Here is a 26,059-nt window from a genome sequence, read left to right as displayed (position 1 = left end):
CGCTGTTATCTCCAGATTTTTTTGATTCCCTTCTTCAAAGGGAAAATCCGGAGATAAAGGCGAACGCTTCGCTTCTTCAGGTTATTTCTGTCCTCTCCGTTCTCGTGTAAAAAGTTTAGTTGAACTAATATATTACTGTTTCATCTCTAATAAATGGTTCTGTACCAACTCAAACCCTGCCACGCCGAGCGTAATATACTGACTGTATTCTGTCGGCGAGAGATTGCGGATATACTCATCTCCATCGTACAAATGCCCCGCACATTGAAATACTTGCAGTTCTTTTTTCGCTGGCGTTAATGGGATGTTACCGATAATACTCCATGTTCCATCTTTGAGATATGCCGGTGACGTGAAGATCACGCTATTCTTTCGCTGCATATAAGGATAGACAAGAAATTCGCGATCTTCAAAGCTTACAGTTTCGTCATGCTGAATGCTCATCACGCCGAATGAAAATGCCTTTTTGAAGCGGCCTCTCAATGCACTTACGACCTGACATACAGCCAAACGGCCATCATGCATCGGGATCAGAAAAATATCGCCCTCATTATAGCTTTTTCTTCCCATAAGCCTAATCTCCTAACAACTACATCCGAATTTTTCTTCGCCATTAAAGTCGAGACGAGTTGGATAATCATTATCGAAGCATGCAAGGCATAGTCCGCCCTTGTAGTCATCCTGATTATCTCCCTGAATGGATGTAATCAACCCGTCCGGGCTAAGGAACGCCAGAGAGTCTGCGTTGATTTCACGGCATATCTCTTCCACAGACAATGATGAAGCGATCAGTTCGCGGCTATCCGGTGTATCGATCCCGTAGAAGCATGGATTTTTGAACGGCGGAGATGTAATCCGCACATGCACTTCCGTAGCCCCTGCATCCCGTAGCATATTCACGATCCGGCGGGATGTCGTACCACGCACGATGGAGTCATCGATCATAACCACACGTTTGCCCTCAACTACACGGCGCACGGCGCTTAGTTTCATCTTCACACCTTGCTCCCGTAGCTCTTGGCTCGGCTGAATAAATGTTCGACCTGTATATTTATTTTTGATCATACCCATCTCATACGGAATCCCCGTCTGTTCAGCGTATCCAATCGCTGCCGAGATACTGGAATCTGGTACCCCCGTAACCAAGTCCGCATCTACAAATGCTTCAATCGCCATACGGCTTCCCATCCGTTTACGGGCAGCGTGTTGGTTCGCACCATTCATGTCACTGTCCGGACGAGCAAAATAAATATATTCCATCGCACACAGCGCTTTGCGATGTTTATGATGATCAAACCGATCTTCATGCAACCCGTCGGCATCCAGTACAAGCAGTTCGCCTGGCTCAATATCGCGGATTAGTTCAGCACCAATCGTTTCAAGCGCACAGGTCTCGGAGGCAAACAGATAAGCGTCCCCTAGCTTACCCATTGTCAATGGACGCAGACCATGCGGATCAGACGCAACGAGCAACTTATCGTTCGTCATAATCAAGAACGCATAGCCACCCACGATCCGCTGAAATGCATCCTTCGCTGCTTCCACCAAACCTTTGGAAGAACGTGCAATCAGATGGGCAATAACTTCTGTATCACTTGTCGTCTGGAAGATTGAACCGCTCTGCTCTAGTTCACGGCGGATCGTAGGTGCATTAACGATATTACCATTCGTCGCAACGGCCAGATCACCATCACGATATTTGAATACCAATGGCTGTGCATTGGTCAGCTTGCTATCACCGCTAGTCGAATACCGAACGTGCCCGATTGAGATATCACCGGTAAGGGTCTGCATCAGATCCTTCGTAAATACTTCCTTCACGAGTCCCATGCCGCGATGGTAGTTAAACTGATTGCCATCACTTACACACATTCCCGCACTTTCTTCGCCCCGGTGCTGCAATGCATGTAGACCATAATAGGATAACGAAGCGGCTTCAGGGTGTCTGAACACCCCGAAAACTCCGCATTCTTCCTTTAATTTGTCGAGTCCTTCCTTGCCGGACCCTTCATTATAATAATCACCTGTCCACAACGGCCCTGTCATCAGTTCATGAGACATGGAATCGCATCCTCCCAGACCTGAGTCAAACCTCCTACGGGTTCGTTCACAGCTGATCTTCCGTTCAATTCAATCGTAAGATTACTTCCTTCTACACGTCCGATCACAGCTACAGGTACACCGCGTTCACGAACAAACGCTTCAAGCTTACCTGCTTGCTCCGGCGAAGCCGATAGCAGAATACGGGATTGGCTTTCACTGAAGAGTGCATGATCGCCACGCAGTGTAGTTTCCACGTTCACTTGTGCACCTACGTTACCGCTAATGCAAGACTCAGCCAGTGCAACTGCTAGACCACCTTCAGACAAGTCATGTGCTGAACGAACAAGTCCGGATTGAATCGCTTCGAGCACGGTGCTAAGCAACACTTTTTCAGTCTGCAAGTTCAGCTCTGGTGGACGGCCTTCTGTCTGACCATGAACGGCGTATTGCAGCTCGCTGCCGCCCAGTTCGGCTTTCGTGTCACCGAGGAGAATGATGACATCTCCTTCGGATTTGAATGCTTGTGTCGTGATATGATCCGTATCATGAACGAGGCCTACCATACCGACAACTGGCGTTGGGTAGATGGAGCCTTTGGCGTTTTCATTGTACAAACTTACGTTACCGCCGATGACTGGTGTATCCAATACGCGACAAGCTTCAGCCATACCGTCTACAGCTTTTTCCATCTGCCAGAAAATATCCGGTTTCTCCGGGTTACCGAAGTTCAGGTTGTCCGTAATCGCGAGTGGCTCTGCACCAGAACATACAATGTTACGCGCAGCTTCACTTACCGCAATTCTTCCGCCCACTTCTGGATCAAGATATACATAACGTCCGTTGCAATCCGTTGTCATCGCGAGACCTTTGCGTGTTCCACGGATTGTTACCACCGCTGCATCTGAACCTGGACGAACGGCTGTGCTTGTACGCACCATGTAATCGTATTGATCATAGACCCACTTCTTACTTGCCACCGTTGGCGAAGCGAGCACTTGTTTCAACGCACCACCGAGATCCGACACTTCGTCGTAACGAAGCGTGTCGATGGAAGCACTAGCTTCATAGTACGCAGGTACAGAAGATGGCTTATCATACACCGGACATTCGTCAACCAGTGCCGTTACTGGCATATCACCAACCACTTCGCCATGGTGGATCAGTTTCAGACGGCCGTCATCCGTAACTTTACCAACCTTGGCACAGATAACACCCCAGCGTTCGAAGATTTCCATCGCCTGTGCTTCATCCTTCGGCTCTACTACGAACAACATACGCTCCTGAGACTCAGACAGCATCATTTCGTAAGGAGTCATGCCTTCTTCACGCTGTGGCACCTGATCCAGATACAATTCCAGACCATTGCCTGCTTTACTTGCCATCTCCGCACTCGAACATGTTAAGCCCGCAGCGCCCATATCCTGAATACCCAGCACGATGCCTGTATCGATCAATTCCAGACAGGATTCCATAACCAGTTTCTCCATGAATGGATCACCGACTTGAACCGCTGTACGTTGGGATTCGGATTCTTCAGTCAATTCAACCGAAGCAAAGGTTGCTCCGTGAATTCCATCACGGCCTGTTGGCGGCCCAACATAATACACTGGGTTACCTACACCCTTAGCTACACCGCGCTGAATTTTATCGTGATCAATGAGACCCACACACATGGCATTAACCAATGGGTTACCTTCGTAGCTCTCGTCAAACATAACTTCACCCGCAACCGTAGGAATACCGATACAGTTACCATATCCCGCAATACCAGCTACGACATGCTCGAACAAATATTTAACGCGATCGCTCTCCAGCTTGCCGAAACGTAGGGAGTTCAGCAATGCCACAGGTCTAGCACCCATGGAGAAAATATCACGGATAATGCCGCCAACACCTGTCGCTGCGCCTTGGTAAGGCTCAACCGCGGAAGGGTGGTTATGGCTTTCAATTTTGAAAACAACGGCTTGGTTATCCCCGATATCGACGATACCCGCACCCTCACCCGGTCCCATCAGGACACGCGGGCCACTTGTTGGAAAGCGACGCAAGAGTGGTTTGGAGTTTTTGTATGCACAGTGTTCAGACCACATTACACTGAAAACACCAATCTCTGTGTAGTTTGGCTTACGTCCCATGAATTCACAGATCAGCTCATATTCACTGTCCGACACACCCATTTGGGCGTAAAGTTTATGTTCTGCGACCTGTTCTGCTGTCGGTTCCTTAGCGGATAGCTGCTGCGTCATGCTTATCCCTCCATGCTTTCAAAATAGATGTAAACATACGTTTGCCGTCTTCTGAGCCGAGCAATGAATCTACTGCGCGCTCTGGATGCGGCATCATGCCGACCACGTTTCCGCCGATATTACTGATTCCCGCGATATCACCAAGGGAACCATTCGGATTGCTACCATACGTAAATACGATTTGGTTGTTCGCTTGCAAGCTTGCAAGTGTCGCATCATCGCAATAATAGTTTCCTTCACCGTGCGCAATTGGAATAATAATCTCTGCGCCTTGCGTATAGTCACGTGTAAATGGTGTATCTGCATTGGCTACTTTCAATACGGTATCATGGCAACGGAATTTCAGAGATGTATTACGGATCAATGCCCCTGGAAGCAAACCAGCTTCAGTCAGGATCTGGAATCCGTTACAAATGCCCAAAATATATTTACCTTCTTCAGCAGCTTTGGCTACCTCGTTCATTACAGGTGCGAAACGGGAAATGGCGCCGCAACGCAGGTAGTCACCATACGAGAAACCACCTGGAACCAGAATGCAATCATAAGCCGATAGATCTGTAGCCGTGTGCCATACATAATCAACCTCTTGTCCAATCGCGTCTTCTACTGCCTTGTAACAGTCGATGTCGCAGTTGGAGCCAGGGAACACAAGAACTGCAAATTTCATGAGATTAACCCTCCAATTCGTAGCGGTAATCTTCAACAACGGTGTTCGCGAGCAGCTTCTCACACATCACTTTCAATCGTTTCTCCGCTTCTGCACGATCTGTCGTATCCAGGTTCAGTTCCATGACTTTACCAATCCGTACACTTTCAACTTCATTGAATCCCATCGAATGAAGGGCTCCTTGAACTGCTACGCCTTGCGGGTCGAGTACGCTTTGCTTAATAGTGACATATACGGTTGCTTTAATCATGATCCTTATGTTCCTCCTCAGTAATGAACGGGATAAATGCTTTATGCTGTTAAAAAAATGATTGGCCTTGGGAGCTTGCTCCGGGGCGGATTGTTCTGCAGGTCGCTGTTGTCCCCAGGTTTTCTGATTTGTTTAGCCCGCTCTGCGGTCAAAACCCGGGGACAAAGGCGAACGCTTCGCTCCTTTACGAACAATTCCGCCCCTCCGCCTGATCCTGCGGCGCTTTTTTTGAAAGGCCTAAACCTTTACGTTGCACGGTGGGTAGTAGTTGGGAGCTTGCTCCGGGGCGGATTGTTCTGCAGGTCGCTGTTGTCCCCAGGTTTTTCTGATTTGTTTAGCCCGCTCTGCGGTCAAAACCCGGGGACAAAGGCGAACGCTTCGCTCCTTTACGAACAATTCCGCCCCTCCGCCTGATCCTACGGCGCTTTTTTAAAGGCCTAAACCTTTTACGTTGCACGGTTAGTAGTGGTTGAGACCTTAACCACTACGTTTACATATAAGTGGTTCTCTAATGTTACAGATAACATGTGTAACATTAACTGAATGTTCTGTTCTTTACAGGCTTCCCTGCCTGACGGAAGCCTTATTTAATACTACCTCTCCCCAGTTTGAGACTGGCGGAGGGAAAGATTTGAGCTGGAGAAGCGAAAGCTAAAAGTTTTCTGGAAGAAAACTGCTTCGTAAGCATATGCTTCGCCTTTGCAACCGGAATGCTTCCTTTTGAAAAAAGGATTACAATCCAAGCATTCCGGGGGCAACAGCGATCGAAAGCCAAACTTTTCCGTAGCTTGCCTCAAACACTACTTGTTAAACGATTATAGATATCGACGTATCTTGCAGTTGTCGCCTCCACAACCTGTTCAGGTAATGGATCTGGCTGGCTGTTTTTATCCCAATCTGTACCAGCAAGATACGTACGAACCGGTTCTTTGTCCATACTGTCGATTTCGATATCAAGCGCATAGTTTTCTTTAGCCCAGAAGCGGGAAGCGTCTGGCGTAAAGATTTCGTCAATCAGAATGACTTTGCCATCCACCATACCGAATTCAAACTTGCAATCTGCCAGAATGATACCTCGCTGATCACAGTAATCACGAGCGAATTCGTACAAGCGCAGGCTTTTCTCCTGAAGCTCGATGGCCAGCGCGTCTCCAACCAGTTCCTTCATGCGATCCATTGGAATGTCTTCGTCATGCCCAACGTCGTTTTTGGCTGCTGGCGTGAAAATGGGAGAATCCAGCTTCGCGTTTTTGCGAAGTCCTTCCGGCAGTGTAATGCCGTTGACCTCACCGCTTTTCTCATATTGTCTCCAACCGCCCCCGGTGATATATCCACGTACGACGCATTCGATATCGATACGCTCCGCTTTGCGGGTAACCATGATGCGATCTTTGAGCAGATTAGGGTCAGTTACAACGTCACCCAATCGATTTACATCTGTATGAACGACGTGATTGTCCATCATATCGCCCGTCAGCTCAAACCAGTAACTACTTAGCTTATTGAGCACATTGCCCTTCTCAGGAACCGCAGGTTCTAATACATAGTCAAAGGCAGAGATTCGGTCTGTAACCACGATCAAAAAATGTTCACCCAGATCGTACAATTCACGTACTTTTCCTTTATATAACAAAGGAGCTTCAACGAGATCCGCCGCAGTGGACAACGCCATGTTGGCTCACCTTCTTTCAGGAGATGTAAAGTTTACGTCCAATTCCCTTCATCACGCGGAGCCACTCCGAATGCAGAATAACCTTCCGATCGCTGTTATTCCCGGATTTTTTTGATCTCACTTTCAAATGGGTAAAATCCGGGAATAGCTTATGCTTCCGATGCAGCTTTCTTTCAGAAAGCTTTCAGGCGAACGCTTCGCTTCTTCAGGTTTTTTCTGCTTCTCCGTTCCAGCGTGAACACATAATCAACCTATACTTTTAGGGAGCATAATAATTCAAAACCTTAATAAATTAGTCGTTTAAACCAAGCTTTTTGAAGATGGTATCTACATGCTTCAGGTGCCATGATGGGTTGAATGCATCTGCAATTTCTTCCTCGCTCAGCACTTCTGTAATTTCAGGTGTAGATTTCACGATGTCCTGGAACTGTCTTTGCTCTTCCCATGCTTGCATCGCACGTGGTTGTACCGTATCGTACGCTTGCTCACGGCTGAAGCCTTTGTCGATCAGCTTCGTCATAACGCGGCCTGAGAACGGTACGCCGAAGGTGCGCTCCATGTTGCGTTTCATGTTCTCTGGGAACACCGTCAGGTTTTTCACGATATTACCGAAGCGGTTCAGCATGTAGTTCAGCAGCATCGTTGCATCCGGCAAGATCACGCGTTCAACGGAAGAGTGCGAGATATCGCGCTCATGCCAGAGCGTTACGTTCTCATATGCAGACACCATATGTCCGCGAATTACGCGGGACAAACCTGAGATGTTCTCACTACCGATTGGATTGCGTTTGTGCGGCATTGCAGAAGATCCCTTTTGACCTTTAGCGAAAGCCTCTTCTACTTCACGGAACTCACTCTTTTGCAGTGCACGCACTTCTGTAGCGAACTTGTCCAAAGAAGTTGCGATCAACGCCAATGTAGCCATATACTCCGCATGACGGTCACGCTGCAATGTCTGTGTGGAGATCGGTGCCGGCTTCGTGCCTAGCTTCTCGCAGACAAACTCTTCTACGAATGGATCGATGTTCGCATACGTTCCAACTGCACCGGAGATTTTGCCGAACTGCACATTGTCTGCTGCATGACGGAAACGCTCCAAGTTACGCTTCATCTCTTCATGCCACAATGCCATTTTCAAACCAAACGTTGTTGGCTCCGCATGTACCCCGTGTGTACGTCCCATCATTGGTGTATGCTGATATGCTAGTGCTTTCTCACGCAAAATTTCAATGAAGTTCACGATATCGCGTTCCAGAATCTCGTTGGCTTGACGAAGGACATATCCCAATGCCGTATCTACTACATCTGTAGAAGTCAGTCCGTAGTGTACCCATTTCCGCTCCGCGCCTAGACTTTCGGATACCGTACGTGTAAATGCGATAACGTCATGACGTGTTTCCTGTTCAATCTCATAGATGCGATCGATGTCAAAAGATGCGTTCTGACGAAGCAATGCTGCTTCTTCTTTCGGGATGACTCCAAGCTCTGCCCACGCTTCACATGCACAAATTTCAACTTCCAGCCATGACTTGAATTTGTTCTCTTCCGTCCAGATGGCTCTCATTTCGGGTCTGCTATAACGTTCGATCATGAATTTATATTCCTCCAGAGATTAGTTTGTTCAATCCATTGCAATCCTTCTTCGACATCCTGACAGAGCAGATTGACATGCCCCATCTTTCTTCCTGTTTTCGCTTCAGTTTTACCATATATATGAAGCTTGGGAATAACCCCGAGTTCCATCGCTTCTGTGTCTGATTGACCCATCCGATCGATGACCCCTTCCAGGTGCTCGCCAAGCACATTGACCATAACCACAGGACTTAGCAGTGTTGTGTCTCCAAGCGGCAATCCACAAATGGCACGAATATGCTGTTCAAACTGTGAAGTCGCACAAGCTTCCATCGTATAATGCCCCGAATTATGTGGTCTTGGAGCTAGCTCATTCACATAAAGTCTTCCATCCGCTGCTACAAACAGCTCAACCGCGAGCAAACCAACTGCCTGCATCGATTCTGCAACGGCTGCCGCCAATCTCTGTGCCTCCAGCTGAATCTCCGTTGGTACCCTTGCTGGAACAATGGATGTATGCAGAATGTTGTCCACATGAATATTCTCCGCTACTGGGAAAGTCTTGATCTCCCCTTGCGTACTACGCGCAACAACTACCGATATCTCGCAATCAAACTTAATGAACTGCTCCAGCACCAATTCCGCACCTGTGGAGGCAAGCTCTTCGTAAGCTTCAATCGCTTGGCTAACCTCGCGAATAATGCGTTGGCCTTTGCCATCATACCCACCGGTTACCGTCTTCAGCACACATGGGACACCTAGTTCTCGAACAGCCGCTTGCATTGTATCCAAGTTGGTAATTTCCCGATAAGGGGCAACGCGCACACCCGCCGCTTCAATGGCCCGCTTTTCACGTAGACGATGCTGCGTAGTATAAAGTAATGTACTTCCCTGAGGCACGTAGGATTCACGCTCCAGAAGAGCGGCAACGTCAGCATCCACATTTTCAAACTCGTACGTAATTACGTCGCATTGCTCCGCCAATTTCCTAGCAGCAGCTTCGTCGTCATAACCCGCTTCAATCTGACGGGCAACTTGTCCACAAGGTGCATCAGCGACAGGATCAAGCGTTACAAACCGATACCCCATCGCCGTTCCAGACAACGTTAACATACGTCCGAGCTGGCCACCTCCCAGAATACCAATCGTCGTCCGTCCAGGAAGCAGTACACGTTTGGCTTCACTAGCCGCCTCAGACTGCTTATTAGGCATCATCATAACTCATCACTGCTTTCTAACACTTCACGTTTAATTCGTTCTCTGCGAGCTTCCGCACGGTTCCGAACTTCCTTATCAAAAGCACCGATGAACTGAGCAGCGAGTAACCCTGCATTCGTCGCTCCTGCTTTACCAATGGCAACGGTAGCAACAGGTATTCCGCCAGGCATCTGAACAATGGACAAGAGGGAATCGAGACCATTTAATGCTTTGGACTGCACAGGCACGCCGATCACTGGCAACATCGTTTTGGCTGCTACCATGCCAGGTAGATGTGCCGCCCCGCCTGCACCCGCAATGATGACCTTGAATCCTCGATCAATGGCTTGCTCTGCATACTCAAACATCAAATCTGGTGTACGATGAGCGGATACCACTTTTTTCTCATAGCCGATTTCTAACTCATCAAGCACCTCACACGCATGCTTCATCGTTTCCCAATCTGACTTACTGCCCATAATTACAGCAACTTGCACTGACATGAATACATTCAACTCCCGTCTGAGCTTTTTGGATAATGTCACGTTCCAGCATTCCTTTTTGTGTCCACCCTCATGCCCATGGAACAAAAAAATCCGCTACCCGCGAAAACATACATTTTCTCCGGACACCGGACTCCAAGAAATACGTATCCCGCATTTGGGCATGCCAAAAGGGGCTTGCTGTCCGCACTTTAATTCCATGCGACTCTCAGCCGTATCTCCTCGTAGTCCGGAAATTTACGGTTCCCGGGTAGATACTTCCGAGCCCTATTCCCGGCGTTATACGAGCAAATCTCTATATTGCAAAATGCTAGGTTCAGTCTCTTGCAAACTTCGTTTATAATCTAATAAAATCTTCAACAGCATTCGTTCCTACTCGACCTTATTCTCACCTGATCGACACATCTAACATTTTAACAATCCCCTACAGCGAATGTCAACTTAAAGACGAACATTTAACATATTGACAAATATAATGTTCGGGAATTACTCATTTCACGGCTTTTCACTAACCATTTCATTCCATAAAAGAAAGCCGGCTCCTCTTCAATCTCTCGAAGACTACCGGCTTTCCCATTGAAGTGTTGTACACTTCTACACTATTTAACGATAAGTACTGGAATCTGAGCATGCTGCACTACATTATGGCTGACACTGCCCAGAACAAACTCCCGAATTCCACCCAGCCCGCGGCTACCAATAATAATGATGTCCGAACCGTTCTCTTTTGCAAAATCAAGCAATACTTCAGCAGCAGCTCCTTGGATCAGATCTACATTAGCCGTTACTCCAGCAGCCCTGATTCGCTCTTTGGCTTCATCCGTTGTTTGTACTGCAAGATTGTAATAGTCATTGTTGAGAGAAGGTGGCAGTGGAGCCAATCCCTCCCCGATAAATACACGCGGGAAATCGAATGCATGAATAACATCCAGTACTGCATCTGGTGATACTTTGGCGAATTCAATCGCGCGATCAAGTGCTTTATTTGAAGCTTTGGAGCCGTCATAAGCTACTAAGATTTTGGAAAATAACATGTGAATCCCGTCCCTTCCTTTATATGTAGAACATCCGAAGCAAGCCTCGGGGTAATATCCTAACGCACATTAAAACCTTGTACTTCATGTCATTCTTTAAACGTTCCAGAGCTAAGATGAACCATTCATAAGAATGAATTTACATATCAATTCCTATGAGATAGATCGAACACATACACTACGATCTAAGAATAATTAGCTAGAAAAAATTTGATCCAGTGCATTTCATCCCATGCTTTTACTGGAGAAAATAACCATACATTACTGCATTCAGAAACAAAAGCAGAGGAACACCGATCGTGAAGCTCGGATGCTTCGTTTTGTGCCTTTTGCGATACATAGCGATCCAGACTCCAAGCGCACCACCAATGAATGCGAGCAAAAACAATGTACGTTCAGGTGTACGATCTCGACGTTGCTGTGCACGTCTCTTGTCATCGGACATCACCAGATATCCTACTACATTAATAAATATAAACCACAAGATAAGTCCGGTTTGCATATATTAAGCAATCCCCCTATCCCGGGACATCTCCCTGTCTCCATTATAATCCTAAGACTGGCACATGTTCAACGCGGGAAAGGAGACTGCATTATACTGCCTATCTAGGACTCCTGTTTGGGTATCCCGTTTAGACTTGGTACTCGTTTCGCTGCTTTCTCCGGACGCACAGCGATACTCTCTTCGCGGATACTGTCTTTATTCTGCTGATTATGGCGTTTCTCTGGTTTGTTGTGCGGCATATGGGTATCACCTCCTAGGCTTACGTTGCCTGAAAAAGGAGGATCTTATACGAAGATGTGCCTACGCTTGGGAAGTGGTACGCATTCGTTTAAGAAAATTCAAGGAAGAGACTGGAGAAGCTCTGAAGATTTTGATCCAGTATTCTAGAATTAAAAGATACTTCTATCCCTTTAGTTCCCTTTCTTCTCCATAGCCGCCTTCAGCAAATCACCGAGATTGGAACCGATGGATTCCTGTTTCGCATATTGCTTCACCAGCTTCTGCTGTTCGCGTTTGTTCACATGCTTTTTGTCTTTATCTAATGTCTCCGTGATTCCACAAGGCAGGCACTGCACGTATAATCCCGCTTTGCCTTCTTTGATCTCCATCTTTTTGTGACACTGTGCGCAGCGGCGGTTCGACAATCTCTTCTCTGCTGAGCGGCGATAACCACAGTCCTCTGTAGGACAAACTAAGAATTTGCCGCGCTTTCCTTTTTTCTCTAGCAATCGTGCGTTACAGTCAGGACAGTGACTATTGGATACATTATGAGGCTTGTATTCAGCTTTGCTGCCTTTGACCGTTGACACCAATTCTTTCGCCATCGAACGAATACTGTCCAGGAAGGGACCTGGTTTACCTTGCCCGCGAGCAATCCGCTCGAGTTCCGCTTCCCAACGCGCCGTTAGTTCCGGGGTGCGAAGCTGCGGAGCAGCAAGCTCAAATAACTGTTTCCCTTTACCTGTTGGGTGCATGCTGTTACCTTGACGATCAATCGTATCGGAGCTCACCAGTTTCTCAATGATATCTGCCCGTGTAGCTGGCGTGCCAAGTCCATGTTTCTCCATCTGAGAGAGCAGAGCTGCTTCGGTGTACCGTTTAGGCGGCATCGTCCGTCCACTCTTAACATGACAACGCTGAACGGTTACAGACTGTCCTTGCTGCACATCTGGCAGAAGCACACGCTCATGGTTAGCATCATCATCTGTACGGTCATCGTCGTCATCGCTATAATCCCCACCATATACTTCACGCCATCCACTGTCTTTCACGGTTGTGCCTTTGGCATGGAATGAATCATTGCCAACCTGAACGGTGATCGCTACAGAGTCGTACCTAGCCGCTGGATAGAACAAACTGATGAAACGACGAACAATGAGGTCATACAGCTTACGTTCCTCTGGACTAAGCTGATTCAGTAGCACAGTCTGCTCCGTCGGAATGATAGCATGGTGGTCTGTTACTTTACTGTCGTCCACGATGCGTTTAGTGATATTCAGGTTTTTGCGTAGCAAAGGACGTGCGATAGAGGCATAAGGTCCAATAGCTACACTCTCTAGCCGCTCTTTAAGCGTACCCACCATGTCAGAGGTCAAATAACGGCTGTCTGTACGCGGATACGTAACAAGTTTGTGCTGTTCATACAAGCGCTGTAGAACATTTGATGTTTGTTTGGCAGAGAAACCGTATTTTCTGTTGGCATCTCGCTGTAGTTCTGTCAGATCGTATGCTAGTGGATGCGGCTCTACCTTTTCACTTTTCTTCACTTGAGAGATAGTACCTTTACGACCTTCAATCCGTTGCTTCAGTTGTTGCATTTCCTGTGGGTCAAAGATCCGAGAATCCCCGCCACTTGCCCGCCAAACGGCCTGAAAACTACCTAAATCTGCTGTTAATGTCTCATATTCCTGTGAGCGAAATCCGTTAATTTCATTTTCTCTATCCATAATCATGCCTAAGGTTGGAGTCTGAACACGACCAGCTGACAACTGCGCATTAAAACGAACAGTCAGCGCACGCGTTACATTAAGTCCAATCATCCAGTCTGCTTCCGCACGGCAGCGTGCAGATTCATAGAGACGATCGAATTGACTGCCTGGCTTCAGTGATGCAAATCCATCTTTAATTGCCTTATCTGTCTGAGAAGAAATCCACAACCGTTTAAACGGCTTCTTCCATTGCGCCATCTGCATAATCCACCGAGCGAGCAGTTCTCCCTCACGCGCTGCATCGGTAGCGATGACCAATTCTCCGACATCCTGACGTTTCATTAATTGCTGTACCGCTTTGTATTGATGATTCGTTTCCCGAAGCACTTTAAGCTTGGTACGCTCCGGCAGAATTGGTAGATCTTCAAGATTCCATGTTGCGTATTTTTTGTCATAATCCTCTGGTTCTGCAAGACCTACAAGATGCCCAAGCGCCCAGGTTACGATGTATTTTGGTCCTTCAATATAACTTTTATGTTTATCACGCGCACCCATAACCCTTGCTATTTCGCGTGCGACAGACGGCTTTTCAGCGAGTACCAATGTCTTCAATTCATATCTCTTCCTTTCTGGTAAAACGTTAAGAGGTTGTTCGAACTGGCCCTTTTGAACATGTACTTAAAGTTCTGCTGTTTCTATTTTCCCATTATATCATTTCACAGCGGTCATATGCTTTTTGCCCTTCCTTTATCAACTTGCTTACTTCATGCTTCATGTAACTTCAATGCTAATCTTTTATGTAATACATATGTTATGTATAGGTCATATTTAGTCGATTTATCAATGAAGATATCTTTTTAGAGCTGATGAAAATAAGAGATATCATAAGTAATTCAAATAAAAAGTCACTATGTATGCGTTTTTTCGGATAAATATTAGGATTGTAAGATTACCTGACATGCATATAGAATGTGCAAAAGCATATGTTCACAGATTGCTTACACACATCATCTGAGACACAGGAAGGGAGCGTGGAACCATGACTAATCATGGATCTGTATTTAGAAAAAGTGGGGCATTGTTAATGGCGAGTGCTGTCATCGCTGCAACTTGGGGAGGATCTGCCGTACCTTCAGCGTTTGCTGCAACAGCAACTCCAGCTAGTAAAACCTCTACTGCAACGATAACCTTGGCCAAAACACCAGCTAGTGCTGCAACATTCGTAGGAGCCATGGAAGAAGCGGCTACGCTTGCAGGCGTGCCTTTTACTATGGACAAGCTCTCCGGCACTACCATTAAGCGTAAGGATGCTGCCGTAGCCTTGCAACAATGGCTTAAACTTGACCCTGCCACAATCTCCTTCAAGGATGTACCTGAACAGGCCGATTATGCTGATGCTGTAGCCTCTTTAAACGCTGCTGGGCTGATGAAAGGGTATACGGATGCTCTCTTCCTACCTAACGCCATTCTAACTGAGAACGATGTTGCTGTATTAAAAGACCGTGTACATGACTACATAAAACCATTCGTTCTGGAAGAAGCCACAATCATGGATCTCCAGAAGGCAATGACGCAAGGTAAACTGACATCCAAAGAACTCGTACAACAATACCTGGATCGTATTGAAAAATACGATGATCAGGGAGTCAGCATTAACGCTGTCCTCACAATAAACCCAGATGCACTGCAAATCGCAGAGCAATTAGACGCAGAACGGGCAGCTCAGGGTGCTCGTGGTCCGTTGCATGGCATTCCAGTTCTTGTGAAGGACAACTTCGATACCAATGACATGCCAACTACTGCAGGCTGTATCTGTCTGAAAGACTCCATTCCCGCTCACGATGCTGAACAAGTGAAAAAACTCAAGGCAGCAGGCGCTATTATATTAGGTAAAACGAACCTGCACGAGTTTGCTTTTGGCATCACAACATCCAGCTCACTAGGAGGACAAACGCTTAACCCCTATGCACTGGATCACTATCCAGGTGGTTCTAGCGGTGGAACAGGAGCTGCAATTGCTTCAAACTTCGCTGCTGCCGGCTTGGGTACAGATACAGGTGGCTCCATCCGTATTCCTTCGAGCTTTAATAGTCTCGTAGGTATTCGTCCAACGATCGGACTGTCCAGTCGTGAAGGTATCATTCCACTGGCGTTGACGCAGGATGTTGGTGGCCCTATGGCTCGCACAGTAAGTGATGCCGCGATTATGTTGGATGCTACTGTAGGCTATGACAAAAAGGATGTGGCTACCGCTTACGCTGTAGGCAAAATCCCTTCCAGTTACACAGACTTCCTTGATGTTAACGGGCTTAAAGGTGCACGTATTGGTGTTGCTCCAGAACTGATTCCAAGCACCAAAGCAGAAGAAAAGGCTGTCGCTGATGTCATCCATAATGCAGTGGAGGAACTTAAATCACTCGGTGCTACCGCAGTTCCAATCTCCATCCCGAACCTGACGGAGATCAATAAATACCCCAGCCTCAGTGGATATGAATTCAAATTCCAGTTGAATGACTACCTTGATTCTTTAGGGGAAGAGGCTCCTTACCACAGTCTGTCTGAGATCATCGCTTCTGGAGAATTCGACAAAGCGCAGGAGCAATCCATGAAAGCGCGAGATGCACGTGAAACATTAGAGACGACAGAATATAAGGACATCGTTCTGAAACGTACTCAAGTTACACGTGAGTCACTGTTGAAAGTCATGGCAGATCATAACCTGGATGCCATTATCTATCCTACATCCACACAGGCTGCTGGTCTTATTGGTGAAGGACAAACTTCCGGTGGTAACAACCGACTCAGTCCGTTCTCTGGTTTCCCAGCAATCACAGTTCCAGCAGGCTTCACAACTGACGGCTTGCCAGTAGGGATCGAGTTCCTGGGACGTGCGTTCGACGAAGGTACACTGATCAAGCTAGCATATAGCTATGAGCAAGGTACTCATCACCGTCAAGCGCCTGAGCTGACACCGTAATTATTTTACCGACTTAGTCTGTAGCTACTCTGCTATCATTATATTCAGCCATATGTAGATGCCCCGTTTTATCATGTAAAAGGTTCACATCCTAAACTTACGGCTCATGGTAAAGTAAAAATAATAATGAAAACATGCGATTAATCCATTACCCTATATGTCTGATCATCAACTCATTTTTCAAATTAGGGTTAAATGATATCACGGAAAAAGTATAACCGAAAAATAGAAAGCTGGGGTACTGCTCTACATTGAGCGATACCCCAGCTTCTTCGTTATACTGTAATGACTGTTGCTTGAAATTAGGCTCTGTCTGGCACGCCCCATTTCAGGACGAGACCCGAGTACGTTAAGCCACCTCCGAATCCAAACAACGCCACTCGTTGGCCTTGCTTCAGCTTTCCTTCATCCACTGCAAGCTGCAATGCAAGTGGGATGGACGCAGCAGACGTATTCCCCCGGTATTCCATACTGGTTAACGTTCGTTTCAGAGGAATCGGGCCACGCTCGCAGACTGCCTCGATCATTCTCATATTGGCACTGTGTGGCACAAACCAGTCAATCTGCTCAGGCTCTAATTCTGCTTTCGCGATGAGATGGCTTAATTGTTCAGGAATCATGCGTACAGCCCATTTGTAGATTTCCCTACCATTTTGAACAAGGCTCCCCTCTACCTTCAGAGGTAAACCATTCATCTCGGACGACAAGCCACTCTTATATAAATGAACCCCACCTTCTCCGTGCGTTCCGGAGATTGCTGCTATAAAGTTACCTTCCTCAGTAGATCTCTCCACTAGAAAAGCACCAGCTCCATCCCCAAATAGCACACAGGTTGTGCGGTCGGTATAATCCGTAATTTTAGATAAAGTCTCTGCCCCAATCACGAGCACCTTGCGATACATTCCACTTGTTACTAAGCTATCTGCCATTTGCATACCATACGTAAATCCTGCACAAGCAGCATTTAGATCAAGTACTCCTGTATGCGGAATGCCAAGATTGGCCTGTACTCTGGATGCTGAACTTGGAAAGGCATATTCAGGTGTGCTGGTTGCAAATAGAATCATATCCACATCATTTACGTTAACCTGGTAACGACCGATCATATCTTCGACAGCTTTTGTAGCCAAATCAGATACATATTGGTTTTCATCCGCGATTCGGCGTTCTCTCATGCCAGTACGTTGTACAATCCATTCATCGCTCGTATCAACCATTTTCTCCAGATCAGCATTACTTAGGATGCGCTCTGGCACATACGTTCCGAATGCGGTGATTATCGCTTTTGATTGATTCATACTAGCACCTCCGTTAGTGTTTTTATTATTATAGCACCTACTATTAGTATCTGGTACTAATAAATAATAAATTGCAGCGATCATTCCAAAATGGAATGGAACAAGCGCTATTCATCTTAAATGAGAACGACCATTATTGATCTATAATCCAACCATTTTGTTACTATATCTCAAAAAGCCCTTAAGCATTCATAACCCGATTCGGGATAGTTTGAATTTAATCTTATGGTTACGGGTACTTGCACGGTCTTCTAATCCGACATGAGGTTTACAACATAAATACAAAAAAACAGCCCAATCCAAGATCAGGCTGTTACAAAACATAAATAAAAACCACCACCGAATAACATCGGCAGTGGTTCTTTGCTTGGCGGCGTCCTACTCTCCCAGGACCCTGCGGTCCAAGTACCATCGGCGCTAGAGGGCTTAACGGTCGTGTTCGGGATGGGTACGTGTGGAACCCCTCCGCCATCGCCACCAAACGCATAGCTTAGCTTACCTTTCAGAGTGTTGTTCTCTGAAAACTAGATTCGAAACGAAAGTCTGCGACTTAAAACGTGCTAATTGGATAAGCCCTCGACCGATTAGTACTGGTCAGCTCCATGCATTACTGCACTTCCACCCCCAGCCTATCTACCTCGTCGTCTTCAAGGGGTCTTACATACTGGGAAATCTCATCTTGAGGGGGGCTTCACGCTTAGATGCTTTCAGCGCTTATCCCGTCCGTACATAGCTACCCAGCGGTGCTCCTGGCGGAACAACTGGTACACCAGCGGTACGTCCATCCCGGTCCTCTCGTACTAAGGACAGCTCCTCTCAAATTTCCTACGCCCACGACAGATAGGGACCGAACTGTCTCACGACGTTCTGAACCCAGCTCGCGTACCGCTTTAATGGGCGAACAGCCCAACCCTTGGGACCTACTTCAGCCCCAGGATGCGATGAGCCGACATCGAGGTGCCAAACCTCCCCGTCGATGTGGACTCTTGGGGGAGATAAGCCTGTTATCCCCAGGGTAGCTTTTATCCGTTGAGCGATGGCCCTTCCATGCGGTACCACCGGATCACTAAGCCCGACTTTCGTCCCTGCTCGACTTGTAGGTCTCGCAGTCAAGCTCCCTTATGCCTTTGCACTCTTCGAATGATTTCCAACCATTCTGAGGGAACCTTTGGGCGCCTCCGTTACTCTTTAGGAGGCGACCGCCCCAGTCAAACTGCCCACCTGACACTGTCCCCGCACCGGATTACGGTACCAGGTTAGAACCTAGATACGATCAGGGTGGTATCCCAACGGTGCCTCCACCGAAGCTGGCGCTCCGGCTTCAAAGGCTCCCACCTATCCTGTACAGATCGTACCCAAATTCAATATCAAGCTGCAGTAAAGCTCCATGGGGTCTTTCCGTCTTGTCGCGGGTAACCTGCATCTTCACAGGTATTAAAATTTCACCGGATCTCTCGTTGAGACAGCGCCCAAGTCGTTACGCCATTCGTGCGGGTCAGAATTTACCTGACAAGGAATTTCGCTACCTTAGGACCGTTATAGTTACGGCCGCCGTTTACTGGGGCTTCGGTTCACAGCTTCGGATTGCTCCTAACCGCTCCCCTTAACCTTCCAGCACCGGGCAGGCGTCAGCCCGTATACTTCGCCTTACGGCTTCGCACAGACCTGTGTTTTTGCTAAACAGTCGCTTGGGCCTTTTCACTGCGGCCCCCTCGTGCTATTCACACTACCGGGGCACCCCTTCTCCCGAAGTTACGGGGTCATTTTGCCGAGTTCCTTAACGAGAGTTCTTCCGCGCGCCTTAGAATTCTCTTCTCGCCTACCTGTGTCGGTTTGCGGTACGGGCACCATCACCTGGCTAGAGACTTTTCTTGGCAGTGTGAGATCATGACCTTCGCTACTGTAATTTTCACTCCCCATCACAGCCCAGCCTTATGATGTGCGGATTTGCCTACACATCAGCCTCACTGCTTGGACAGACATCCATCCGTCTGCGTCACTACCCTACTGCGTCCTCCCATTGCTCATAACGGCTTACGGTGGTACAGGAATTTCGACCTGTTGTCCTTCGACTACGCCTTTCGGCCTCGCCTTAGGTCCCGACTTACCCTGAGTGGACGAGCCTTCCTCAGGAACCCTTAGGCTTTCGGCGGATCAGATTCTCACTGATCTTTTCGTTACTCATACCGGCATTCTCACTTGTATAATGTCCAGCGCTCCTTACGGTACACCTTCAACCCTTATACAACGCTCCCCTACCCCTGATGCAAAGCATCAAGCCATAGCTTCGGTGGTGTGTTTAGCCCCGTTACATTTTCGGCGCAGAGTCACTCGACCAGTGAGCTATTACGCACTCTTTAAATGGTGGCTGCTTCTAAGCCAACATCCTGGTTGTCTGTGCAACTCCACATCCTTTCCCACTTAACACACACTTGGGGACCTTAGCTGATGGTCTGGGCTGTTTCCCTTTTGACAATGGATCTTAGCACTCACTGTCTGACTCCCGGAAGTAAGTCTATGGCATTCGGAGTTTGACTGAGCTTGGTAACCCTTGCGGGCCCCGCACCCAATCAGTGCTCTACCTCCACGACTCTGTTTTCCGAGGCTAGCCCTAAAGCTATTTCGGGGAGAACCAGCTATCTCCGAGTTCGATTGGAATTTCTCCGCTACCCCCACCTCATCCCCGCACTTTTCAACGTGCGTGGGTTCGGGCCTCCAGTGCGTGTTACCGCACCTTCACCCTGGACAGGGGTAGATCACCCGGTTTCGGGTCTACGTCCACGTACTACATCGCCCTATTCAGACTCGCTTTCGCTGCGGCTCCGGCTCTTCACCTTAACCTTGCACGGGAACGTAACTCGCCGGTTCATTCTACAAAAGGCACGCCATCACCCCTAAAACGGGCTCTGACTTTTTGTAAGCACACGGTTTCAGGTTCTATTTCACTCCCCTTCCGGGGTGCTTTTCACCTTTCCCTCACGGTACTGCTTCACTATCGGTCGCTAGGAAGTATTTAGCCTTGGCAGATGGTCCTGCCGGATTCATACGGGGTTTCACGTGCCCCGCACTACTCGGGATCCGTCTCGGAGGGAACAGACTTTCAATTACAGGGCTTTTACCTTCTTTGGCGGGCCTTTCCAGACCTCTTCGTTTAACCGGTTCCTTTGTAACTCCATGTGAGACGTCCCACAACCCCAAAGAGCAAGCTCTCTGGTTTGGGCTTCTCCGCGTTCGCTCGCCGCTACTGACGGAATCACTATTGTTTTCTCTTCCTCAAGGTACTTAGATGTTTCAGTTCCCCTGGTATGCCTCTACACAACCTATGTATTCAGTTGTGAGTAACTGGAAATTACCCCAGCTGGGTTTCCCCATTCGGACACCCCCGGATCAAAGCTTGCTTACAGCTCCCCGAGGCAGTTTCGTTGTTCGCCACGTCCTTCATCGGCTCCTAGCGCCTAGGCATCCTCCGTGTGCTCTTAGTAGCTTAACCATTCGCTCGTGTTCGAGCTGTCGCTCCGCTTGGTTTGGACTACGTCCAAATCCAAAAGTCGCTCCATTTCGATCACTCGCTCCAGCAATCTACCGTTTTTATTAAAACTTGTTTGCACAAGTTCAGCTAAAAAGGAATGTTCTAATTCGCATTTTCGTTCGTTTCGATATCTAGTTTTCAAAGAACAAGCTCCATGCAAAAGCAAGCTGTTTGAGAGTTTGAGCTCTCAAAACTGAGCAACGAGTGAGTAGTTTTGCAGCTAAGCTGCATATTTGAATGTTTCCGCTACGGGAAACGATTCTCCATAGAAAGGAGGTGATCCAGCCGCACCTTCCGATACGGCTACCTTGTTACGACTTCACCCCAATCATCTATCCCACCTTCGGCGGCTGGCTCCTTGCGGTTACCCCACCGACTTCGGGTGTTATAAACTCTCGTGGTGTGACGGGCGGTGTGTACAAGACCCGGGAACGTATTCACCGCGGCATGCTGATCCGCGATTACTAGCAATTCCGACTTCATGCAGGCGAGTTGCAGCCTGCAATCCGAACTGAGACCGGCTTTGTTGGGATTGGCTCCACCTCGCGGTTTCGCAGCCCGTTGTACCGGCCATTGTAGTACGTGTGTAGCCCAGGTCATAAGGGGCATGATGATTTGACGTCATCCCCACCTTCCTCCGGTTTGTCACCGGCAGTCTATCTAGAGTGCCCACCCGAAGTGCTGGCAACTAAATATAAGGGTTGCGCTCGTTGCGGGACTTAACCCAACATCTCACGACACGAGCTGACGACAACCATGCACCACCTGTCTCCTCTGTCCCGAAGGAAAGGTACATCTCTGTACCGGTCAGAGGGATGTCAAGACCTGGTAAGGTTCTTCGCGTTGCTTCGAATTAAACCACATACTCCACTGCTTGTGCGGGTCCCCGTCAATTCCTTTGAGTTTCAGTCTTGCGACCGTACTCCCCAGGCGGAGTGCTTAATGTGTTAACTTCGGCACCAAGGGTATCGAAACCCCTAACACCTAGCACTCATCGTTTACGGCGTGGACTACCAGGGTATCTAATCCTGTTTGCTCCCCACGCTTTCGCGCCTCAGCGTCAGTTACAGCCCAGAGAGTCGCCTTCGCCACTGGTGTTCCTCCACATATCTACGCATTTCACCGCTACACGTGGAATTCCACTCTCCTCTTCTGCACTCAAGTCACCCAGTTTCCAGTGCGATCCGGGGTTGAGCCCCGGGATTAAACACCAGACTTAAATGACCGCCTGCGCGCGCTTTACGCCCAATAATTCCGGACAACGCTTGCCCCCTACGTATTACCGCGGCTGCTGGCACGTAGTTAGCCGGGGCTTTCTTCTCAGGTACCGTCACCTCAGGAGCAGTTACTCTCCTAAGCGTTCTTCCCTGGCAACAGAGCTTTACGATCCGAAAACCTTCATCACTCACGCGGCATTGCTCCGTCAGGCTTTCGCCCATTGCGGAAGATTCCCTACTGCTGCCTCCCGTAGGAGTCTGGGCCGTGTCTCAGTCCCAGTGTGGCCGATCACCCTCTCAGGTCGGCTACGCATCGTCGCCTTGGTGAGCCGTTACCTCACCAACTAGCTAATGCGCCGCAGGCCCATCCTCAAGTGATAGATTGCTCCATCTTTCCAGTTCTCTTCAGGCGAAGAAAACAAGTATTCGGTATTAGCTACCGTTTCCGGTAGTTGTCCCAAGCTTGAGGGCAGGTTGCCTACGTGTTACTCACCCGTCCGCCGCTAACCATCAGAGAAGCAAGCTTCTCATCAAGTCCGCTCGACTTGCATGTATTAGGCATGCCGCCAGCGTTCGTCCTGAGCCAGGATCAAACTCTCCAATAAAGTATTGAAAAGAGCGATTAGCTCATTTTGAATCTGACGAGATTAAAAATCTCATTTATGCTTCGAAATCATCCAGTCCGAAGACATGTACCGATTTCTCAGCGTCGATCTTGCAAGCAAGATCGTTACTCACTCGTTGTTCAGTTTTCAAAGATCAAACTTATTTCAGCGCCGACATTCGTTCTCGTCAGCAACTTTTATATCTTATCACATCCGAACCAACTTTGCAAGCTCTTTTTTAAGTTTCTTTCGAAGCTTATTTTGTTTGCTTGCCGCACCGTGTTTCTCGTGTTTTCTTGGCCGGAATTAGAATATACCATGTACAGATTTAGAACGCAAGCTTTTTTTTGAAATAAATTACGTTTTCTTAATCGCTTCCTCTCAGAAGATAAGTTTCTTCTATAATATATAGTTTCCTAAGTATGATTGTTTCTATATTATACGTTCCCTGAGTTCACTCTAATCATTCGGAACCTAACTCCTTCTCTTTATTCTCATCGCAAGTTCATATCTCCATCGTTTCATAGTCCGCCTTTTTCCGGCTACTACACTACAACTATCTCTGCATGTATATTTCACTCTTTAATCGCCGGCATTGAAGTGAAAGTATAAGCACATACCATATCGACGATGTTTAATCCCTTCTTATTTATATAGAAGGAAACAAAAAAAGCTAACACTCTGGCAAGATACCATCGCATTAGCTTCTTCTTCAATTTCGATACGTATTCACTGCTAATCGCCCGACTATTCGCCGCCCATAAATACATACCGGCATATTACGATAATCGCTAAGATCCACATTAACCAGTGAATTTTCACTTTACGTTCTGTTACCAAGTTGCTGAATACCGCCAAGATTACATAAGATACGATACCTGCAGAGATTCCGTTCGCGATTCCACCTGTGAAAGGCATCAGCACAATAGTAAGGAATGCAGGGAAAGCTTGTAGGAAGTCATCCCATTCAATACTGCGAACCTGACTCATCATCAATACACCTACAATGATCAACGCTGGAGCAGTTGCAGCAGAAGGAACAACCAGTGCCAGTGGAGCGATGAACAGTGCAAGGATAAACAATAGACCCGTAGTTACAGAAGTCAGTCCTGTACGTCCACCTGCTTCAACACCAGAAGCACTCTCAACATATGCAGTAATTGTACTCGTACCCAGTGCAGCACCTGCGCTGACACCAACTGCATCGACGAGCATCGCTTTACCGATCGTTTTCTCGCCTTTTTTCTTATCTTTCATAATACCCATACGTGTTGCTGTCCCTACCATTGTGCCGAACGTATCGAACAATTCAACAAAGGTAAAGATAAAGATGATTTCAAACAAACCTAAGCTAATTGCCCCTTTTAAGTCCAACTGTCCTACAGCCAGGTCACTGAAATTAGGCAGCCAGCTTGCACCAGTCAACCCACTCAGATTAGTAACTCCCATCGGAATCCCGATCAACGTTGTTGCCACGATCCCAATCAAGAGAGCGCCTTTGATTCGCATAACCATCAGAATAGCAATAAGCAGCAAGCCAATAAGAGCAAGCAGCGCATCGTGATGTGTTACGAAGTTACCGAGTGAAAGGTTGAAGCTACTACCCGGAATCGGCTGGCTCAGATCAGCATCTGGCGCTACGTTCACCGTTACCGCTACTAAGTTAGCCAATTTGAAACCGATAATTGTAATAAACAAACCAATGCCGACTGTGATAGCCATTTTAATCGATTGCGGTACTGCAACGAGCAGCATTTGACGTACTCTAGTCACGGTCAAAATGATGAACACGATACCTGAAAGGAACACAGCTCCAAGAGCTGCCTGCCAAGTAATTGCACCATTCGAGCTAAGAACCACTGTCATGAAGTATGCGTTCAATCCCATGCCCGGTGCGAGCGCAATCGGAATATTTACGAACAAGCCCATAATAATCGTCATTAATCCAGCGCCGACGGCCGTTGCAAAAAATACTGCGTTATCGGACATTCCCGCCCCGCTAGAACCTAGAAACAACGTGTTTACAAAAAGAATGTAAGCCATTGTCATAAAGGTGGTCAGACCCGCAACAATCTCCGTTCTAACATTTGTTCCGTTTTCTTTGAGTTTAAAGAAACGATCCATAATTCACTTACTCCCCCTTAGAGATGTTGAAGCCATATTGAAAAACGACAAATGACCCTGAAGATGTTATATCCCCAGAGCTCAGCTTGACTAGGAGCGGCCGACACTACTGCCTTTTAACCAAGAACAAAAAAATTCTAATGTGCGTGCATGATGTAAGACGCAATCATGTAGAATTTATGTGCTTAGCCTGCTCCTCTTCGTAGCCAGATCATTAGGGTGATCTCGTAGAGACTCCCGGGCCAATCCCCAGGATTATACGAATTAGTATGCGCTATTTGTTTGTTTCCCATCACTATTTTAGGAGGGCGGGTTCTATTTTGTCAATGATAAAAACGAATGTTATTTCTACACTACCTCTATATCGTTCGTATTATTTAACAGAAAGAACCAAGTTAGCGATTTACAAACCATTTACCTTCGAGTTTCTCAGCTGTTTTTCTAGTAGAATATGTCCATTTTGTCAGACTTCATATCGTTTCGGATAGTTAAATGCATACTAAAAAGCTACCCTTTTCAAAGCACAACCAATGCTTCGATAAAGGTAGCTTGTGTTCATAGGCACATGAGCAGAAGATGAACAATACAATTATTCTTTTATAAACAAACCTGTCTTTTATTAGAGCAAAATTTAATATTATGCCTGTAAAATAACTTGTGATGTGACATAGTCAGCTATTTATCCAAACCAA

At 47.4% G+C, this 26,059-nt stretch carries 16 protein-coding genes, 3 rRNA genes and 2 riboswitches; of the genes, 1 reads left to right on the top strand and 18 read right to left on the bottom strand.

Going from position 1 to position 26,059, the window contains the following annotated elements; translation table 11 throughout:
* Window positions 1–132 precede the first annotated feature (132 nt).
* The 13 genes from V6W81_RS03735 to V6W81_RS03675 form a co-directional block, all read right to left on the bottom strand.
* The gene (locus V6W81_RS03735) at window positions 133–570 is read right to left on the bottom strand and encodes an immunity 26/phosphotriesterase HocA family protein (protein WP_338541593.1); all 438 of its coding nucleotides are present in this window, start codon (window positions 568–570) and stop codon (window positions 133–135) included.
* Between the two features lie 12 nt (window positions 571–582).
* Window positions 583–2,061: an amidophosphoribosyltransferase gene (gene purF / locus V6W81_RS03730; protein ID WP_145053246.1), complete on the bottom strand. Its 1,479-nt coding sequence runs from the start codon at window positions 2,059–2,061 to the stop codon at window positions 583–585.
* Complete coding sequence (purL, locus tag V6W81_RS03725) at window positions 2,046–4,289, bottom strand: phosphoribosylformylglycinamidine synthase subunit PurL (protein WP_338541592.1); 2,244 nt, start codon at window positions 4,287–4,289, stop codon at window positions 2,046–2,048. The genes purF and purL overlap by 16 nt, the downstream gene beginning before the upstream one ends.
* Window positions 4,267–4,956 (bottom strand): phosphoribosylformylglycinamidine synthase subunit PurQ, encoded by a 690-nt coding sequence (gene purQ / locus V6W81_RS03720; protein WP_338541591.1) that lies wholly within the window; start codon window positions 4,954–4,956, stop codon window positions 4,267–4,269. Before purQ ends, purL begins: the two co-directional genes overlap by 23 nt.
* A gap of 4 nt (window positions 4,957–4,960) precedes the next feature.
* Entirely contained in the window at window positions 4,961–5,206 is a 246-nt protein-coding gene (gene purS, locus V6W81_RS03715; RefSeq protein ID WP_017690695.1) for a phosphoribosylformylglycinamidine synthase subunit PurS, read from the bottom strand.
* Window positions 5,207–5,999: 793 nt separating this feature from the next.
* Window positions 6,000–6,878, bottom strand: a complete 879-nt coding sequence (locus tag V6W81_RS03710; protein ID WP_338541590.1) for a phosphoribosylaminoimidazolesuccinocarboxamide synthase — start codon at window positions 6,876–6,878, stop codon at window positions 6,000–6,002.
* A 292-nt stretch (window positions 6,879–7,170) separates the two neighbouring features.
* The gene (gene purB / locus V6W81_RS03705) at window positions 7,171–8,469 is read right to left on the bottom strand and encodes an adenylosuccinate lyase (RefSeq protein ID WP_056693002.1); all 1,299 of its coding nucleotides are present in this window, start codon (window positions 8,467–8,469) and stop codon (window positions 7,171–7,173) included.
* Window positions 8,466–9,665 carry a 5-(carboxyamino)imidazole ribonucleotide synthase gene (purK, locus tag V6W81_RS03700; RefSeq protein WP_430701328.1) on the bottom strand — a complete coding sequence of 400 codons (1,200 nt, stop codon included), beginning with the start codon at window positions 9,663–9,665 and terminating at the stop codon, window positions 8,466–8,468. Before purK ends, purB begins: the two co-directional genes overlap by 4 nt.
* Window positions 9,665–10,150, bottom strand: coding sequence for a 5-(carboxyamino)imidazole ribonucleotide mutase (purE, locus tag V6W81_RS03695; RefSeq protein WP_145053238.1), 486 nt, complete (start codon window positions 10,148–10,150; stop codon window positions 9,665–9,667). The genes purK and purE overlap by 1 nt, the downstream gene beginning before the upstream one ends.
* Window positions 10,151–10,355: 205 nt before the next feature.
* Window positions 10,356–10,457, bottom strand: a riboswitch (purine riboswitch).
* Window positions 10,458–10,749: 292 nt separating this feature from the next.
* On the bottom strand, window positions 10,750–11,184 hold the full coding sequence (locus tag V6W81_RS03690) for a universal stress protein (RefSeq protein WP_338541589.1): 435 nt from the start codon (window positions 11,182–11,184) through the stop codon (window positions 10,750–10,752).
* Between the two features lie 238 nt (window positions 11,185–11,422).
* A complete protein-coding gene (locus V6W81_RS03685; RefSeq protein WP_338541588.1) occupies window positions 11,423–11,686 on the bottom strand; it encodes a DUF1294 domain-containing protein in 264 nt (87 codons plus the stop codon).
* A 104-nt stretch (window positions 11,687–11,790) separates the two neighbouring features.
* Complete coding sequence (locus V6W81_RS03680; protein ID WP_200956133.1) at window positions 11,791–11,928, bottom strand: hypothetical protein; 138 nt, start codon at window positions 11,926–11,928, stop codon at window positions 11,791–11,793.
* Between the two features lie 171 nt (window positions 11,929–12,099).
* Window positions 12,100–14,229 (bottom strand): DNA topoisomerase III, encoded by a 2,130-nt coding sequence (locus V6W81_RS03675; RefSeq protein WP_338541587.1) that lies wholly within the window; start codon window positions 14,227–14,229, stop codon window positions 12,100–12,102.
* A 427-nt stretch (window positions 14,230–14,656) separates the two neighbouring features.
* Here V6W81_RS03675 and V6W81_RS03670 point away from each other — a divergent pair, with 427 nt between their 5' ends.
* Window positions 14,657–16,594: an amidase family protein gene (locus V6W81_RS03670; protein WP_338541586.1), complete on the top strand. Its 1,938-nt coding sequence runs from the start codon at window positions 14,657–14,659 to the stop codon at window positions 16,592–16,594.
* Between the two features lie 302 nt (window positions 16,595–16,896).
* Here the strand turns inward: V6W81_RS03670 and V6W81_RS03665 are convergent, their stop codons facing one another.
* The 5 genes from V6W81_RS03665 to V6W81_RS03645 form a co-directional block, all read right to left on the bottom strand.
* The gene (locus V6W81_RS03665; RefSeq protein WP_338541585.1) at window positions 16,897–17,892 is read right to left on the bottom strand and encodes a ketoacyl-ACP synthase III; all 996 of its coding nucleotides are present in this window, start codon (window positions 17,890–17,892) and stop codon (window positions 16,897–16,899) included.
* 365 nt (window positions 17,893–18,257) lie between these two features.
* A 5S ribosomal RNA gene (gene rrf, locus V6W81_RS03660) occupies window positions 18,258–18,374 on the bottom strand.
* Window positions 18,375–18,456: 82 nt separating this feature from the next.
* Window positions 18,457–21,382 (bottom strand): 23S ribosomal RNA (locus V6W81_RS03655).
* A 308-nt stretch (window positions 21,383–21,690) separates the two neighbouring features.
* Window positions 21,691–23,243: ribosomal RNA gene (locus V6W81_RS03650) — 16S ribosomal RNA — on the bottom strand.
* The 16S, 23S and 5S rRNA genes sit together here, the layout of an rRNA operon.
* Before the next feature lie 747 nt (window positions 23,244–23,990).
* Window positions 23,991–25,367 carry an NCS2 family permease gene (locus tag V6W81_RS03645; protein ID WP_056699874.1) on the bottom strand — a complete coding sequence of 459 codons (1,377 nt, stop codon included), beginning with the start codon at window positions 25,365–25,367 and terminating at the stop codon, window positions 23,991–23,993.
* A 183-nt stretch (window positions 25,368–25,550) separates the two neighbouring features.
* Window positions 25,551–25,650: riboswitch (purine riboswitch) on the bottom strand.
* Between the last annotated feature and the right edge of the window lie 409 nt (window positions 25,651–26,059).

It is taken from the genome of Paenibacillus tundrae (assembly GCF_036884255.1).
GTDB lineage: Bacteria > Bacillota > Bacilli > Paenibacillales > Paenibacillaceae > Paenibacillus.
The sequence above is the reverse complement of the archived record's forward strand: the minus strand, read 5'-3'. Positions and strand labels throughout refer to the sequence as shown.